General features: G+C 59.0%; 15 protein-coding genes. All 15 read right to left on the minus strand.

All coding sequences use genetic code 11. The annotated features are described in order from the left end of the window. Positions 1-8: 8 nt before the first annotated feature. On the minus strand, positions 9-1,307 hold the full coding sequence (locus AC3ISI_RS21095; RefSeq protein ID WP_489333633.1) for a flagellar hook-length control protein FliK: 1,299 nt from the start codon (positions 1,305-1,307) through the stop codon (positions 9-11). A gap of 105 nt (positions 1,308-1,412) precedes the next feature. Beyond that, entirely contained in the window at positions 1,413-1,760 is a 348-nt protein-coding gene (locus AC3ISI_RS21100) for an Hpt domain-containing protein (RefSeq protein ID WP_489333634.1), read from the minus strand. 30 nt (positions 1,761-1,790) lie between these two features. Further along, on the minus strand, positions 1,791-3,494 hold the full coding sequence (locus tag AC3ISI_RS21105) for an ATP-binding SpoIIE family protein phosphatase (RefSeq protein ID WP_489337762.1): 1,704 nt from the start codon (positions 3,492-3,494) through the stop codon (positions 1,791-1,793). 5 nt (positions 3,495-3,499) lie between these two features. Further along, a complete protein-coding gene (locus AC3ISI_RS21110; protein ID WP_489333635.1) occupies positions 3,500-3,808 on the minus strand; it encodes an STAS domain-containing protein in 309 nt (102 codons plus the stop codon). A gap of 81 nt (positions 3,809-3,889) precedes the next feature. Then, positions 3,890-4,339, minus strand: coding sequence for a flagellar export protein FliJ (fliJ, locus tag AC3ISI_RS21115; RefSeq protein ID WP_489333636.1), 450 nt, complete (start codon positions 4,337-4,339; stop codon positions 3,890-3,892). A gap of 6 nt (positions 4,340-4,345) precedes the next feature. Beyond that, positions 4,346-5,704, minus strand: a complete 1,359-nt coding sequence (gene fliI, locus AC3ISI_RS21120; RefSeq protein ID WP_489333637.1) for a flagellar protein export ATPase FliI — start codon at positions 5,702-5,704, stop codon at positions 4,346-4,348. Then, on the minus strand, positions 5,694-6,494 hold the full coding sequence (gene fliH, locus AC3ISI_RS21125) for a flagellar assembly protein FliH (protein WP_489333638.1): 801 nt from the start codon (positions 6,492-6,494) through the stop codon (positions 5,694-5,696). The genes fliI and fliH overlap by 11 nt, the downstream gene beginning before the upstream one ends. A 7-nt stretch (positions 6,495-6,501) precedes the next feature. Next, a complete protein-coding gene (fliG, locus tag AC3ISI_RS21130) occupies positions 6,502-7,521 on the minus strand; it encodes a flagellar motor switch protein FliG (protein ID WP_223517055.1) in 1,020 nt (339 codons plus the stop codon). Then, positions 7,514-9,295, minus strand: a complete 1,782-nt coding sequence (gene fliF / locus AC3ISI_RS21135) for a flagellar basal-body MS-ring/collar protein FliF (protein WP_489333639.1) — start codon at positions 9,293-9,295, stop codon at positions 7,514-7,516. Before fliF ends, fliG begins: the two co-directional genes overlap by 8 nt. A 14-nt stretch (positions 9,296-9,309) precedes the next feature. Then, the gene (fliE, locus tag AC3ISI_RS21140) at positions 9,310-9,639 is read right to left on the minus strand and encodes a flagellar hook-basal body complex protein FliE (RefSeq protein WP_007948901.1); all 330 of its coding nucleotides are present in this window, start codon (positions 9,637-9,639) and stop codon (positions 9,310-9,312) included. A 238-nt stretch (positions 9,640-9,877) separates the two neighbouring features. Then, entirely contained in the window at positions 9,878-11,263 is a 1,386-nt protein-coding gene (locus tag AC3ISI_RS21145) for a sigma-54-dependent transcriptional regulator (RefSeq protein ID WP_489333640.1), read from the minus strand. 5 nt (positions 11,264-11,268) lie between these two features. Further along, positions 11,269-12,492 carry a sensor histidine kinase gene (locus AC3ISI_RS21150; protein ID WP_489333641.1) on the minus strand — a complete coding sequence of 408 codons (1,224 nt, stop codon included), beginning with the start codon at positions 12,490-12,492 and terminating at the stop codon, positions 11,269-11,271. A gap of 110 nt (positions 12,493-12,602) precedes the next feature. After that, positions 12,603-14,078: a sigma-54 dependent transcriptional regulator gene (locus tag AC3ISI_RS21155; protein ID WP_489333642.1), complete on the minus strand. Its 1,476-nt coding sequence runs from the start codon at positions 14,076-14,078 to the stop codon at positions 12,603-12,605. 175 nt (positions 14,079-14,253) lie between these two features. Then, a complete protein-coding gene (gene fliT, locus AC3ISI_RS21160) occupies positions 14,254-14,550 on the minus strand; it encodes a flagellar protein FliT (RefSeq protein WP_489333643.1) in 297 nt (98 codons plus the stop codon). 24 nt (positions 14,551-14,574) lie between these two features. Next, positions 14,575-14,964 carry a flagellar export chaperone FliS gene (gene fliS / locus AC3ISI_RS21165; protein WP_477795284.1) on the minus strand — a complete coding sequence of 130 codons (390 nt, stop codon included), beginning with the start codon at positions 14,962-14,964 and terminating at the stop codon, positions 14,575-14,577. Between the last annotated feature and the right edge of the window lie 80 nt (positions 14,965-15,044).

The raw sequence follows: 15,044 nt of genomic DNA on the forward strand, positions 1-15,044 counted from the left end.
CGTTTTTATCAGGCGTAGTAATCGACCGCGCTGGAGCCAATCACGCTGGTAGCGGCTTGCGCCACTTCAGCCACAGTCGGTGCAAGCTCTTCATCCATCGAGTCGACGCGACCACCGCTGGCGCTGGTGCGACCAGCCTGCCCCTGTTGCGCCTGATCCTGGCCCTGACCTTGCCAGCCCCGCGACTGATCAGACACGTTGACATCCACCTGCCCCATGCCCTGCTGCGCGAACATGTCCCGCAGGCGATGCATCTGGCTGTCCAGCGCTTCGCGAACGCCTGGATGGGCGCTCATGAAGATGACTTGGGTCTGCTGGTCCGGAACCATGTTCACCCGAATGTCGAGCCGACCCAGCTCGGCCGGTTGCAACTGAATATCAGCCGCCTTGAGGTTGGCGCTGGAGAGGTACATGACGCGGTTGACCACTTCTTCGGTCCAGCCACTCTGATGCATGGCGATTGGCTGATTCACAGGTAACGCGTTGGCCGTTTTAGGCGTGGCCGCTTGAGTCAATGCCGCCAGACGGTTGGCGAAGTCATCAACACGGGTATCACTACTGGCGGACTTCAGGTCTTTCAGGCCGTCATCGATCAGACCGCTGAACGCTTTCTCGCCGCCATGGCTGGTGCTGTCCTTGTCGGTTTGCAGATCAATCATGCTCGCCATACCGGCAGCAAAGCTCTGCGTCAGGGTCGGTTCGCTGTCAGCCTGGGCCTGGGTCGCAGAGGCTTTGGGCTGGGCCTGACTGGAAGCGGAAACGTGACCACTTTGCTCCATCGCCAAACGCACTGCTGGCAGCGCATCGAGCGGGTCGGCTTCAGGATCGAAGTCGCTGTCGGTGGTTGCAGTGGCTTGCGCAGAAACGGCAGCTACAGGAGCTACAGGCACCGCGACCTGCGGTTGCACTGCCGCCATCAAGGCCGGCGCAAGGGACGGATCCATTGGGGTGGTGTCGACCACCGGCGCCTCAATGGTATCCGGCGCGAGATCGCTGTCATCCTCGGCCGGCGCCGGTTTTTCGGCGGGCAAGGAATTGCCGCTATCGGCAACCGCAGGTTCCGGGGTGGCAGCGTTATCGCTGCTGACTTCGGATTTTTCAGTGTCTTGTGCAGCGGTGTCAGTTGCCGACGTGGCGGATTTATTCACGCCCGCAGCAGGCTTGCCCTGAGCCTGATTGGCATAAACCTTAGCGAAGCTGGGCGCCTTGTCCCCTGACTCAGCAGCCACCGCCGGGGTATTGGCAGAGGCGGCAAGCGTCTTGGCCGCTGGGCTGGCCTGAAGAAGTGTATTGGGGGTAACGGGCATAAAACGGTCTCCGCTGCACTGGGATCGTAGGTACAGTTGAGTGAGTTGACTGCAAGGGTCGGGCCAGCATGACCAAAGTGGCGTTAAAAGCACCGAATGGTCGGATTACCCGGACAGAGACCGCTGCCTTTCAGCCTCATAAAGCGGTCGGATGATGGCGAACTCGCCGTCGATGTTTTGAACCAGTTTTTCAATCTCTGCCAAATTTTTTTGCTTGGCATGCTGCTCCAGCTCATGGCACAGCGCAGCCAGGCGAACGGCGCCCATATTGCTGCTGCTGCCCTTGAAACTGTGCGCAGTGGCGCCTAACTGTTCGGCATCGTCAGCCTGCCGCAGTAGACTCAAGCGCTCTTCGGAATCGGCGAGAAAGGTATCGAGCAATTCTGGATACCCGTCTCCCATAATTTCCTGCAACGCGCTCAGCATGTCACAGTCCAGATGTGTGTCAGTCACTTGCTCGCTCCCTGATCAAGAATGCGTGGATTATGCCAGAGCCTCCCAGAAAAACTCCACGCGTGCACTGCGCCCATTATCGTACCAACTCGCATTACGGCCCAACTGGCGAACAAGGCTGATGCCACGGCCCGACAAACGAACACCATCAAGCGGTCGCGCCAGCACCCGGGCCACGTCAAATCCCTTGCCACTGTCTTCAACCCGGACTGTCAGGCAACCGCCCTTGCCTTTTGGCGTGACCTGCAAATGCACCCGCACATAACCGTCCTGCAACGCCTCCAGCCGGTCGTTGCGCTGAAGATAATAGCGCGCAAAGCCCAAAGCATCGCGCTTCAGGCTTGAATCCAGACCCAACACGCCATGCTCCAGCGCATTGGAATAAAGCTCCGCAAGCACACTGTAGAGTGCGCCGCTTTGAGCCCGCAACCCGTGAACCTCAAGCAGTAACTGCAACAGGTAGGGCAACGGATTGAAACGTTTGAGGGTCGCGGCGCGGAATTCAAAACTGGCCGACCAGTCCAGCGGACAAGACTGCCCGCTGTCAGAGTACACCAGCGCAGGCCGGGGCAATTGCGCCGCCTCCAGCAGACTGACCTCTACCATGCTCACGTCATCGCGGGCTTCGCCGCCAAAATCCCGCAGGGCCTGCTCGACTTCTTCAAAGAGTGCGTCAGGCTGACGATTGGCCGCAAACACCTGCCGCAACCGCTCCACGCCAAACAATTGCTCGTCACTATCACACGTGTCGATGACCCCGTCGGACAGCAGGAACACTCGATCCCCGACGGCCATCGGGAACACTTCGGTGCGGTCATCGAAGGTGTGCGGGCTCAACACGCCCAGCGGCAGATGGCGCGCTGTCAGCGGCTGGCGCTCACCCGTGGCGATGGTGTGCAGATAACCATCCGGCATTCCGCCATTCCAGACTTCCACCGAGCGTCGTTGAAAACTCAGACACAGCAAAGTGGCGCAGCAGAACATGTCCACCGGCAGGATGCGTTTGAGCTTGGCGTTCATCTCACGCAGGGTTTCAGGCAAACCGTAGCCCTTGGCCGTCATGCCGTAGAAGACTTCGGCCAGTGGCATGGCGCCCACGGCCGCTGGTAAACCATGGCCGGTGAAGTCGCCCAACAGCACATGCATATCGCCAGCCGGGGTGAAAGCGGCCAACAGCAGATCGCCGTTGAACAGCGCATAAGGCGATTGCAGGTAGCGGATGTTCGGCGCACTCAGACAGCCGGAATGCGCGACCTTGTCGAATACCGCCTTGGCCACCCGCTGCTCATTGAGCAAATACTCGTGATGTTTGGCGATCAGGTCACGCTGCTGCAGCACGGTGGATTGCAAGCGGCGCAAGCGATCCATCGCCTTGATCTTCGCCGCGAGAATGACCGGGTTGTAGGGCTTTGCCAGAAAGTCATCGCCGCCAGCCTCCAGGCACCGGGCCAAGGCTTCGCTTTCGCTGAGCGAGGTCAGGAAAATGATGGGGACCAAGGTTTCCCCGGCCAGCAACTTGATCTGCCGCGCGGCCTCGAAACCGTCCATCACCGGCATCATGGCGTCCATCAACACCAGGTGCGGTCGTTGCTGGCGAAACGTATCGACCGCCTCGGCACCATGGGCAGCCGTCAACACTTCATGTCCCTGGCGACTGACGATACGAGACAGCAGCATGCGATCGGCCGCGCTGTCTTCGGCGATGAGGATCGTCAGGGGCTCAAGTGACTGAATGGCAGTCAACTGATGTGGAACAGCTTGTCGAAATTGGAAATGGCGAGGATCTTCCTCACATCCGAACTGGTGTTGACCACGCGAATATCGGACCTGTCTCCGCCTGCGTGATCGCGCAGCAGGAGCAACATGCCCAGTGCCGAGCTATCGAGGTAAGTGGCGTCTTTCAAGTCGACCACCACCGACTTCGGTATCTTGCCGTCTTCGCGCTCGTAAGACTCACGAAATGCCAGATGCTTGGTGAAATCGAATCGTCCTCTGACCGAGATCGTAAGTTGTTTCCCGTCCTGAGATATTTCTGCTTCGACTGTCATTTAACGGCTTCCTTGTCATCGGGTAACGTGCTGCACAAGGTTTAGCACTTGAGAGAGAGGGGAGCAAGGCGCAAGGATTGCTCAATACGGATCATGCCTGGGCAAGCGCTGTGACAACTCATCCAGCAATTTTTGCTCGCGTTTGTCTTCCAACTGCTGCGCCTCATCCTTGTAACGCTGTACCAGTTTTCGCAAGCCTTCGACACGGGCGAACGCCTGCTGCCAGGTGTCGCGTGCCTTGTTCAAGTTGTTCTGGTGCCAGTTCAGGCTCTGTCGCTGCTGATCGATGGCTGTGCCCAGTTGCGCCAGAAAACCTTGATACCCCAGCAACCACTGACCGGAAACACCGCTGCTGCCGCGCACGATCCATTGTTCCTGGTATTCGAGGCGAAAGGCTTCAAGGTCGGCGAGCTTGCTTTCTGCCACACGCACCTGCCCCTGAAAATGCCCGAGGCGCAGGACGGCGGTTTTTTCGGCCTTTTCGGCCATGTCCACCACCGGCGCCAGGCGCGCGGCTCGACTCACGGCCATGGTCGGTTAGCCGCCCGCTGCCGGAGCGAAGATGGAAGCGAGATGGTTGACGCTGGCGCCCATGCCGATGTTGTCGTTCAAACCCTGACGCAGATAAGTGACCATGGCCGGCTGGAGGGAAATCGCCGTATCGGTTTCACGATCACCGCCCGGCACATAAGCACCGACACTGATCAAATCGCGACTCTGCTGATAGCGAGACCAGTACTGCTTGAACATCTGCGCGCGGGTCATGTGCTCAGGGCTGACCACCGACGGCATAACCCGGCTGATGGACGCTTCGATGTCGATGGCCGGGTAATGACCCTCTTCAGCCAGTCGGCGCGACAACACGATGTGCCCGTCGAGCACGCCGCGCGCGGCATCGGCAATCGGGTCCTGCTGATCATCGCCTTCGGACAACACGGTGTAGAACGCCGTGATCGAACCACCGCCTTTCTCGGCGTTACCGGCGCGCTCTACCAATTTTGGCAACTTGGCGAATACCGACGGCGGATACCCCTTGGTGGCCGGGGGTTCGCCAATGGCCAGAGCGATTTCCCGCTGGGCCTGGGCGAAACGGGTCAAGGAATCCATGAGCAACAGGACGTTCTTGCCCTTGTCGCGGAAATACTCGGCGATGCGTGTGCAGTACATCGCCGCGCGCAGACGCATCAGCGGCGCATCGTCCGCCGGCGAGGCCACGACCACGGAACGCTTGAGGCCTTCTGCCCCGAGGCTGTGCTCGATGAATTCCTTGACCTCTCGACCCCGCTCACCGATCAGCCCGACCACGATAATGTCGGCCTCGGTGAAGCGAGTCATCATGCCCAGCAGTACCGATTTACCGACACCGGTACCGGCGAACAACCCGAGCCGCTGGCCGCGACCGACCGTCAACAATCCGTTGATGGTGCGAATCCCCACGTCCAGTGGTTCGCTGATCGGTTCACGCTTGAGCGGGTTGATGGTGGGACCGTCCATCGACACCCAGTCTTCGGCTTTCATCCCGCCTTTGCCGTCCAGCGCACGACCGGCGCCATCAAGCACCCGCCCCAGCATGCTCATGCCCATTGGCAAGCGGCCGGTATCGGCCAGCGGAACCACACGGGCACCGGGGGCAATGCCGGCAACACTGCCGACGGGCATCAGGAAGACTTTGCTGCCGGAGAAACCCATGACCTCGGCTTCGACCTGCACCGGGTGGTAGCTGTCGTCGTTGATAACGATGCAGCGGCTGCCCATGGCAGCACGCAAGCCTTCAGCTTCGAGGGTCAGGCCGACCATGCGCAGCAAGCGGCCTTCCAGAACCGGCGCGCCAGCAAGCTTCGTGGCCTCCACGTATCCACCCAGGCGCTTGGCGAAGCTGGTGCGATCAAGGCGCATCGGGGTTGTCCAGATCCGGCTCGACAGCAGGTTTTTCGTCGACAGGCACTTCCAGGCTCAAATCCGGCGCAGACGGGTGTAACGCCTGATCATGCAACTGATCAAGCAGCTTGGCCATGACTTGGGCGACGCGGGTTTCGACGGTGGCGTCGATGCGACTGTGTTCCGTTTCAACCCGACAACCGCCGGGCAACAATGACTCGTCTTCGACGATGCGCCAGGTTTCTTCATGGCGTTCGCGCAGGGCTTTGACTTGTTCGAAGTCCTGCGGATTGATGTACAGGCGCACATTGCCCGCGCCCAACGGCAGGAGCTTGAGCGCTTCACGCATGACGTGTTCGATCTGCGTCGAGTCAATGGCCAGTTCGCGCTGAATCACTTGTTTGGTGATGTGCTGCACGAGGTCGACCATGGACCGCTCAATGAAGGTGTCCTGCTCGGCGATAGGCTCAAACAGGTTGACCATCAATTGCTCAAGACCGGCAATCTTCGGCGCCAGCGCCGCTTCGGCTTCCTGGCGAACCTTGAGCGTGGTGCTGTGAAAACCTTCTTTCTCGCCCACGGCGAAGCCTTCGTTGTAGGCCTCTTGGCGAATTGCTTCGAGTTCTTCGAGGGTCAGTGGCTGGACTTCGTCCAGCGGCACCTCTTCCATCTCCGGTGGCTCGGGTTCAGGTTCAGGCTCGGGCTCTGGCACGAAAGGGTCGAAACTGGGCAGCGCCCAGACGTCGAAAGCGGTAACGTGCTTGCCACGAATCAGGTCGGTCTGGGACTCATCATGTTTAGACGACATAGTGACCTTAGATCATCTCTTCGCCGCCCTTCCCGCCGAGAACGATTTCTCCGGCTTCGGCCATACGGCGGGCAATGGTGAGGATTTCCTTCTGCGCGGTTTCCACATCGCTGACACGCACCGGGCCTTTGGCCTCGAGGTCGTCGCGCAACAGTTCGGCCGCCCGCTTGGACATGTTCTTGAAGATCTTTTCCTTGACGCCTTCGTCCGAACCCTTGAGGGCGAGCACCAGCACGTCGGAGGACACTTCACGCAGCAACGCCTGAATCCCGCGATCGTCGACATCAGACAGGTTGTTGAACACGAACATGAGGTCTTCGATCTGACCGGACAAGTCTTCGTCGACTTCGCGGATCGAGTCCATAAGCTGACCTTCGATCGAGCTGTCGAGGAAGTTCATGATGTCGGCCGCGCGCTTGATGCCACCCAGGTTGGTGCGCGAGGCATTCGAGTTACCGGAGAACTGCTTCTCGAGAATCTGGTTGAGTTCTTTCAGGGCCGCCGGCTGTACGGTGTTCAGCGAGGAGACCCGCAGAATGATGTCCAGGCGCACCTTGTGGTCGAAGTTACCGAGTACTTCACCGGCCTGATCCGGGTCGAGGTACGCCACCACGATCGCCTGGATCTGAGGGTGCTCGTAACGGATCACGTCGGCGACGGCGCGCGGTTCCATCCACTTCAGGCTGTCGAGGCCACTGGTGTTGCCACCCAGCAGGATGCGGTCGATCAGGCCGTTGGCCTTGTCTTCGCCCAAGGCCTGAGTGAGCATTTTGCGCACGTAGTCGTCGGAGCCGACGCCCAGGCTGGTCTGGTCGCCGACGATGTCGACGAACTCGCTCATCACCTGCTCGACTTGCTCGCGGTGCACGTTGCCCATCTGGGCCATCGCCACACCTACGCGCTGAACCTCTTTAGGCCCCATGTGACGCAATACCTGGGCAGCATCGGTCGAACCGAGGGACAGCAGCAGAATCGCGGCTTTGTCGACCTTGGACAGTTTGGCGGCAACGGCTCGGTTATCACTCATCTGCGTTAATCCACTCTTTCACGACCTGGGCCACGCGACCCGGGTCTTCTGCCACCAGACTCTTGATTGCATTCAACTGTGCGTCATAGCCTTCGCTCGGGCTTGGCAGCAGGATGCTTTGCGGGCCACCGAGGCTGACGCGATCGTTGGCCAGTTCGCCGTCCAGGCCGCCCATGCCACCCAACTCGGCGTCGCTGCCGACCAGCTGTTTATCTTTGCCGCCACCGGTGATGTTGTTGAGCACCGGACGCAGCACGCCGAACACCAACACCAGGATGAACAGGACACCCAGCAATTGCTTGACGATGTCCCAGAACCACGGCTGCGAGTAGAACGGAATATCGGCAATCACTTCACCGCGTTCTGCGGAGAACGGCATGTTGATCACGCTGACGCTGTCGCCACGACTGGCATCGAAACCGACCGCGTCCTGCACCAGACGGGTGAAGCGCGCCAATTCGTCGGCAGTCCACGGCGCGCGGGTGGTTTCGCCGTTGGTGGCGTTAACCTTGACCTGATCGTCCACCACCACCGACACCGACAGGCGATTCAACCGGCCCTGCTGTTGCTTGGTGTGGCTGATGGAGCGGTCGAGTTCGAAGTTCTTGGTGGATTGTTGACGCTTGTCTGCAGGGTACGGCGCCAGCATCGGCTGACCGGTGGCAGGGTCCATGATTTGCTGACCGTTGGCGTCAATCAACGGCTGACCTGGCTGCACCATGCCGGCCGAAGCGGTAGCGCCACCGGTGGTTTGCGGCGCCGAGGCTGGTGATGGCGGCTGGTTGCTCAAGGCACCCGGCACACCTTGCGGGCCATTGCTGGCGGTGCGTTGTTCGTTGACCGACTGCTCGCTGCGCAACGCCGGTTGATCCGGGTTGAACTGCTCGGAGGTTGACTCGACGGCGCTGAAATCGATATCGGCTGACACTTCAGCTTTATAGCGATCATTGCCCAGCACCGGTTGCAGGATGTTGTGCACGCGCTGGGTCAGCATGCTTTCCATGCGGCGGCTGTAATCGAATTGCTTGCCGGCCATAGTCAGTTCGGAGTTTTCCGCCTGATCCGACAGCAGGGTGCCCTTCTGGTCGACGACGGTGATCTGCGATTTGCTCAGTTCAGGAACACTGGTCGCGACCAGGTTGATGATCGCGATTACTTGGCCCGGCTCCAGCGAGCGACCGGAATACAGTTCAACCAGAACCGAAGCGCTCGGCTTGCGTTCATCACGCACGAACACCGAACTTTTCGGAATCGCCAGGTGCACGCGGGCGCCCTTGACGTTGTTCAGGCTGGAAATGGTGCGCGCCAGTTCGCCTTCGAGGCCGCGACGATAACGGGTCGCCTCCATGAATTGGCTGGTCCCGAGGCCTTGGTCCTTGTCGAGGATTTCAAAGCCGATATTGCCGTCGCTGGGAGTGACACCAGCCGCCGCGAGTTTCAACCGTGCACGGGACAAATCATCGGCCTTGACCAGCAATGCGCCAGAGTTTGGCTCAACGGTGTAAGGAATGTCGGCGGAGGCCAGGGTCTCCATGACCTGCTTGGCGTCCATACCGGCAAGGCTGCCATACAGAGGCCGGTAGTCCGGTTGCTGGGACCACAGCACCACGGCAAAACCAATCGCCACGCTCGCAGCCAAGCCGACCAACAGGCCCACCTGACGCAACATGGTCATCTCGGAGAGGTTTTCCAGGAAGGACAACCCGAACAACGGCGGCTTGCCGTCTATGGGAGTGATCTTGGCCGGAACGTTATCGGCGACTGCTTCTGCCATGACTCAATTTGTCCTTAAACCGGCATCTGCATGATGTCTTGGTAAGCCTGAACCAGCTTGTTACGCACTTGCGTCAACGCCTGGAAAGAGACACTAGCCTTCTGCGAGGAAATCATGACGTCCGTCAGGTCGACCCCGCTCTTGCCGATCTCAAAAGCACTGGCCAATTGAGTAGACGCCTGCTGAGTGTCGTTCACTTTATTGACGGCTTGACCGAGCATGTCGGAAAAGCTGCTGCCTCCCAGTTCAGGGACTGCGGCAGTCGATTTAGGCGCAGACATGGCATCCATTTGCATGGAACGCATATCCAGCATCAACCGATTGAATTCAATACCTTGGCTCATGATCTATTCTCGTTGGCGACCCGCAATTTTTTGACACTCACTCGGCGGGCAGTGAGGTGTTAGCAACAAGGGTGCCAGCTCCGCGGCCACTCCAAACAAAAGCCCTCTACGGACTTCACGCACACTTTATGCAGGAGCTGGCTTGCCAGCGAAGACGGCATCACGGCCACCACTGATTCGCTGGCAAGCCAGCGCCTACATGATTGTGTTGCAGCCTGAAGAGTTGTTCGCCAACCCCTCAGGTGGCGAACAGATACGCCTCCACATCCATTCCCGCGTCACGCATCTGCGCCAGCTTGTAGCGCAAGGTGCGCGGACTGATGCCCAATCGCTCGGCAGCTTCCTTACGACGGCCGCGCTCGGTACGCAGGGTATCGATGATCATCTGGAACTCACGACGTCGCAGGTCATCGCCCAGCGCGCCAGCCGATTCAGCGTCAACTTCGACGACGCGTACCGGTGCGGATACCAATGTCGGCAACGGCGCACACGCAACCGGCCCTGACAAACAAAAATCCTGCGGCTGGATCAATCCACCCTGCTGCAGAATCAAGGCCCGCTGAATCGCATTGTCCAACTCACGCACATTGCCCGGCCATGGATAACCGATCAGGCACGCCCGCGCCTCGGGCGACAGTCGCGCCGCTGCATGCTTCATTTTATTGACGTGTTTGGCCAACAGTCGCTCGGCCAGCGGCAGGATGTCCGCAGTGCGCTCGCGCAGCGGACGCCAGGCCAGCGGAAACACCGACAGGCGATAGTAAAGGTCTTCACGGAAACGCCCCGCCGCCACTTCGCCGGCCAGGTCGCGATTGGTGGTGGCCACGACCCGAATGTCCAGCGTGATCGTTTTGCGTGCACCCACCCGTTCGACTTCACGCTCCTGCAAAACGCGCAGCAACTTGGCCTGAAGGCCGAGGGGCATTTCAGAAATTTCGTCGAGCAGAATCGTGCCGCCGTCAGCTTGTTCGAACTTGCCGGCCTGCGCTGAAATGGCACCCGTGAACGAGCCCTTTTCGTGACCGAACAACGTGGCTTCAAGCATATTGTCGGGGATCGCTGCGCAGTTGATCGCAATAAAAGGCTGACTGGCGCGATGGGAATGCTGGTGGATGTAACGCGCCAACACCTCTTTGCCGGTGCCGGACTCGCCCGAGATCAGTACCGTGGAATCACTGCGTGCCACTCTGGCGGCCAACTCCAGCAACTGCGCGCTGGCCGGTTCGAACGCAATCGGTCCTTCGCCCTCAATCGTCCCGAGATTGCCTAGCGCGTGACGCGCCACCAAATCAAGCAATGCCTTGGGCTCGAACGGCTTGACCAGATAATCCGCCGCCCCTTGGCGCATCGCATCAACTGCCCGTTCGACGGCACCATGGGCCGTCATCAGCAACACTGGTAATTGCGGATGACGCGCCCGCAGCAAACCGAGAAGCTGGTGCCCGTCCATGCCCGGCATATTGACGTCACTGATCACCAGACTGAACGCCTCGACTGCCACCGCCGCCAACGCATCCTCTGCCGAACCCACTGCCTTGAAATCGTGCCCCGCCAGCATCAGCGTATCGGCCAATGCTTCGCGTAGCGCGCGGTCATCCTCGACCAGTAAAACCTTGATTGCCATGCCTTTCAATTCACTCCCTGGGCACTGGGCTTTTCACCCGAAAAAAGCGGCAGAACCACTTGCGCACACGTGCCGCGACCCGGCCGAGAACGCAGCTGCAATTCTCCCTGATGTGCACGCGCTACCGCCTTGACCACGGTCAGACCCAAGCCGGTTCCAGTGGTTTTGGTGGAGAAAAACGGCTCACCCAGACGCGCCAACACCTGGCTGTCGATGCCACTGCCGCTGTCGCTGACGCACACCCGCAGGGTGTTTTCACGGGTATAAAAGTGAACTTTCAAGCGGACATCGCCGGCACTCGCCTGAATCGCATTCTCGACCAGATTGAGAATCGCCCCGATCAGCGTGTCGCGGTTACACAACAACTCGCCAGCGTGAGCGTCGCACTGCCAACGGATTGGCAGGCCTTGAACATGCGTCAGTGCCGCCGCTTGCAGCGATTGCATCAACTGTTTCGGCGTAATGCGGTCGGTCAGCGGCAGCTCGCCGCGCGCAAACACCAGCATGTCGCGAACCTGATGTTCCAGTTCATGCAAACGCTCTTTCAGGCGACTGGCAAAACGCTGCTGCGTGGAGACTGGCAGCTCTTGCTCAGCCAAGTGACTGGCGTACAGCAAAGCAGCTGACAAAGGTGTACGAATTTGATGAGCCAGCGAGGCGACCATTCGGCCAAGGGAAGACAAGCGTTCGTGACGGGCCAGTTGATCTTGCAGGTGGCGGGTTTCAGTCAGATCGTTCAGCAGCACCAACTGACCCGGCTCAGCGTCCAGCGAGCGAGTGGCAATCGACAGACGCCGACCATCTTTGAGAGAAATTTCATGACCGTCGTCCTTGCGAGGCGCGAAACAACGGGCGATGACCTGGCGCCAGAGTTCACCTTCGAGCGGCAGACCGAGCAATTCGCACGCCGCCGGGTTGGCTTCGCGCACAATGCCCTGCGCATCGATAACGATGACGCCGCCAGGCAATAGGTCGAGGAGATTTTGCAGACGATTAGCCAGGCGTTCTTTTTCCGCCAGCTCTTGCATGCGTTGCGCGCTGACCACCGCCAACTCGCCCTTGAGCTCGGTGACCCGCGCCTCAAGCAAACTGTAGGAGTCGGTCAGCTGATTCGACATCTGACTGAACAGCGCAAACGCCTGCTCAAGGCCAAGCCGGCTTGCCTGCTCTACGGACGACGACTGTCCCGAAGCGTCAGGGACAGGAGACAACTGGGCGGCTTGGGGCATTGTGCTCTCTCGCTTGGCTGACCGTCAGTTAAACGGAACGTTGCGAGGGACTTAGCAATACCCGTGCCTAAAAAAAACCGCCCAAATATGAAGGGCTTGAAAAACAGGCGTCAATCATCTGCCTGTTCATCACCGTCCCGACGGCTCATGCCGTACTTGCGCATCTTTTCCACCAGCGTGGTGCGACGAATACGCAGGCGTTCAGCAGCGCGTGCCACGATACCATTGGCATCATCCAGCGCTTGCTGAATCAGACCCTGCTCCAGACCACCGAGGTAATCCTTCAGGTCCAAGCCTTCCGGCGGCAATAAGGCATTGAGCGTGAAGTCCTGGGTATGACCATTGATGGCCACCCGCTCTTCAAGTTCGCTGCGCAGGCTGTCGACCAACTGCTCGTCTTCGTCATCGACGTAGCGGAATTTCTTCGGCAACTCGACCACACCGATGACCCCGTACGGGTGCATGATCGCCATGCGCTCTACCAGATTGGCAAGTTCGCGAACGTTGCCCGGCCAACCGTGACGGCACAGCGACATGATCGCAGCGGAGTTGAAACGGATCGAACCGCGCTTCTCGTGCTCCATGCGCGATATCAACTCGTTCATCAGCAACGGGATGTCTTCGACACGTTCGCGCAAGGGCGCCATCTCGATCGGGAACACGTTCAGGCGGTAATACAAGTCTTCACGGAACGTGCCGATCTCGATCATGCTTTCGAGATTCTTGTGGGTCGCGGCAATGATTCGCACGTCGACGCTTTGGGTCTTGTTGCTGCCCACGCGCTCGAAGGTGCGCTCCTGCAGGACACGCAGCAACTTGACCTGCATCGGCAGCGGCATGTCGCCGATTTCATCAAGAAACAGGGTGCCGCCATTGGCCAGTTCGAAACGCCCGGCACGGCTGGTGATCGCCCCGGTGAAGGCGCCCTTTTCGTGGCCGAACAATTCGCTTTCCAGCAACTCGGCCGGTATCGCTCCGCAGTTGACCGGAACGAACGGCGCGTCACGACGCTTGGAGTGATAGTGCAAGTTGCGCGCAACCACTTCCTTGCCGGTGCCTGACTCGCCAAGGATCAGTACGCTGGCGTCGGTGTCCGCCACTTGCTGCATCATCTGACGGACGTGTTGAATCGCCCGGCTGGTGCCGACAAGGCTGCGAAACAGATTAGGCTCACGGTGACGACCGCGCTCGCGGGCCTGGTCGTACATCTCGCGATAGACCTGGGCGCGGTGCAGGGAATCGAGCAATTTGCTGTAGCTGGGTGGCATTTCCAGGGTCGACAGCACTCGACGTCGCTGGTCTTCTGGCAAGTCAACGGAAGAATTATCGCCCATTAACAAAACCGGAAGGAACTCATCCCAGGTTGCGAGTGTCTTTAGCAAACCCGTAAGTGCGCCAGGAGCATTGACCGTCCCGATAAGGACACAGATCACTTCACGACTTGATGACAAAGAGCCGACAGCCTGCTGCCAGTCATGGCTACCACAGGGTAAATTTTCCTCACCAAGAAAATTTAAAATCACCGCCAAATCGCGGCGGCGAACGCTATCGTCATCAATCAGCAGAATTTTGGTTTCACGCCACATGCAATAGCAACTTCCCTAGTCAACTCAATGCCCAAAAAATGCTGGGGCAAGCTAAACGCTTGCAGGCCTGATATGCCTGAAGACGACTGAAATCTGGAACCAGCCACTAGTTAAGTCAAAAAACCGTGCACAGTCAAATTTATGGCGCACTATCATTGGATTAACTGAGGATTAATTAACCGAACAGATGGTAAACCTTTGCCGCGCTCTTCGCATGATTGATCTGAGACATTTCATCGACTATCGCCTGACGCTCACCCATCGTCGCCGTCAATAAATCTTTGTAGACCGCCAACAACCCTTCCAGATTGCTGCGCAATGCTTCTTCGTCGATAGGCGCCTCGCTCAGCACCTCGTCAACGCATTCTCGACAGGCTGTATCGAGTTGGCCGATAGCATCCCAGTTGCGCGCCGCCAGGGCGTCGACAAGGGCCTCACGGGTTTCCTCTATTCGCCGCAGTGCTTGACTCATGACGTCATCCTCAGACCCGCAGGCCTATTGATTGGCAATTGCATCCCAACCGCTTTTCAGGGTTTCAAGCAAACCGGATACTTCGTCGATGATCGCCGCATCGCTATTGCGATTGGCCTCCATCAAGCGCGTCATCATGTAGGCGTACAAATTGTCGAGCTGCTGCAGCGAAGCCGGATCTTCGGTCTTTTCCGGGTTCAAGCCATCGCGCAGGCCGATGATGATGTCCACCGCCTTGCCCATCATCAACCCCTTGAGTGCGATGTCGCCACGCTCCATGGCGCCCTTGGCCTGAGCCATGCGGTCCAGTCCACCCTCCATCAGCAACTGCACCAGTCGGTGGGGGTTGGCTTCAGAGATCTGAGCATGGGAATTGACCTTCTGATATTGGCGAAGGGCTCTCATGGGATTCATGTTTCTACCTCGTGACGGACAACAACTTGAAAGGGATTGCTCTGATCTTTATGTCGACTGATCGACCCATAACTTTAACG

Source organism: Pseudomonas sp. GL_139_B (assembly GCF_057834475.1).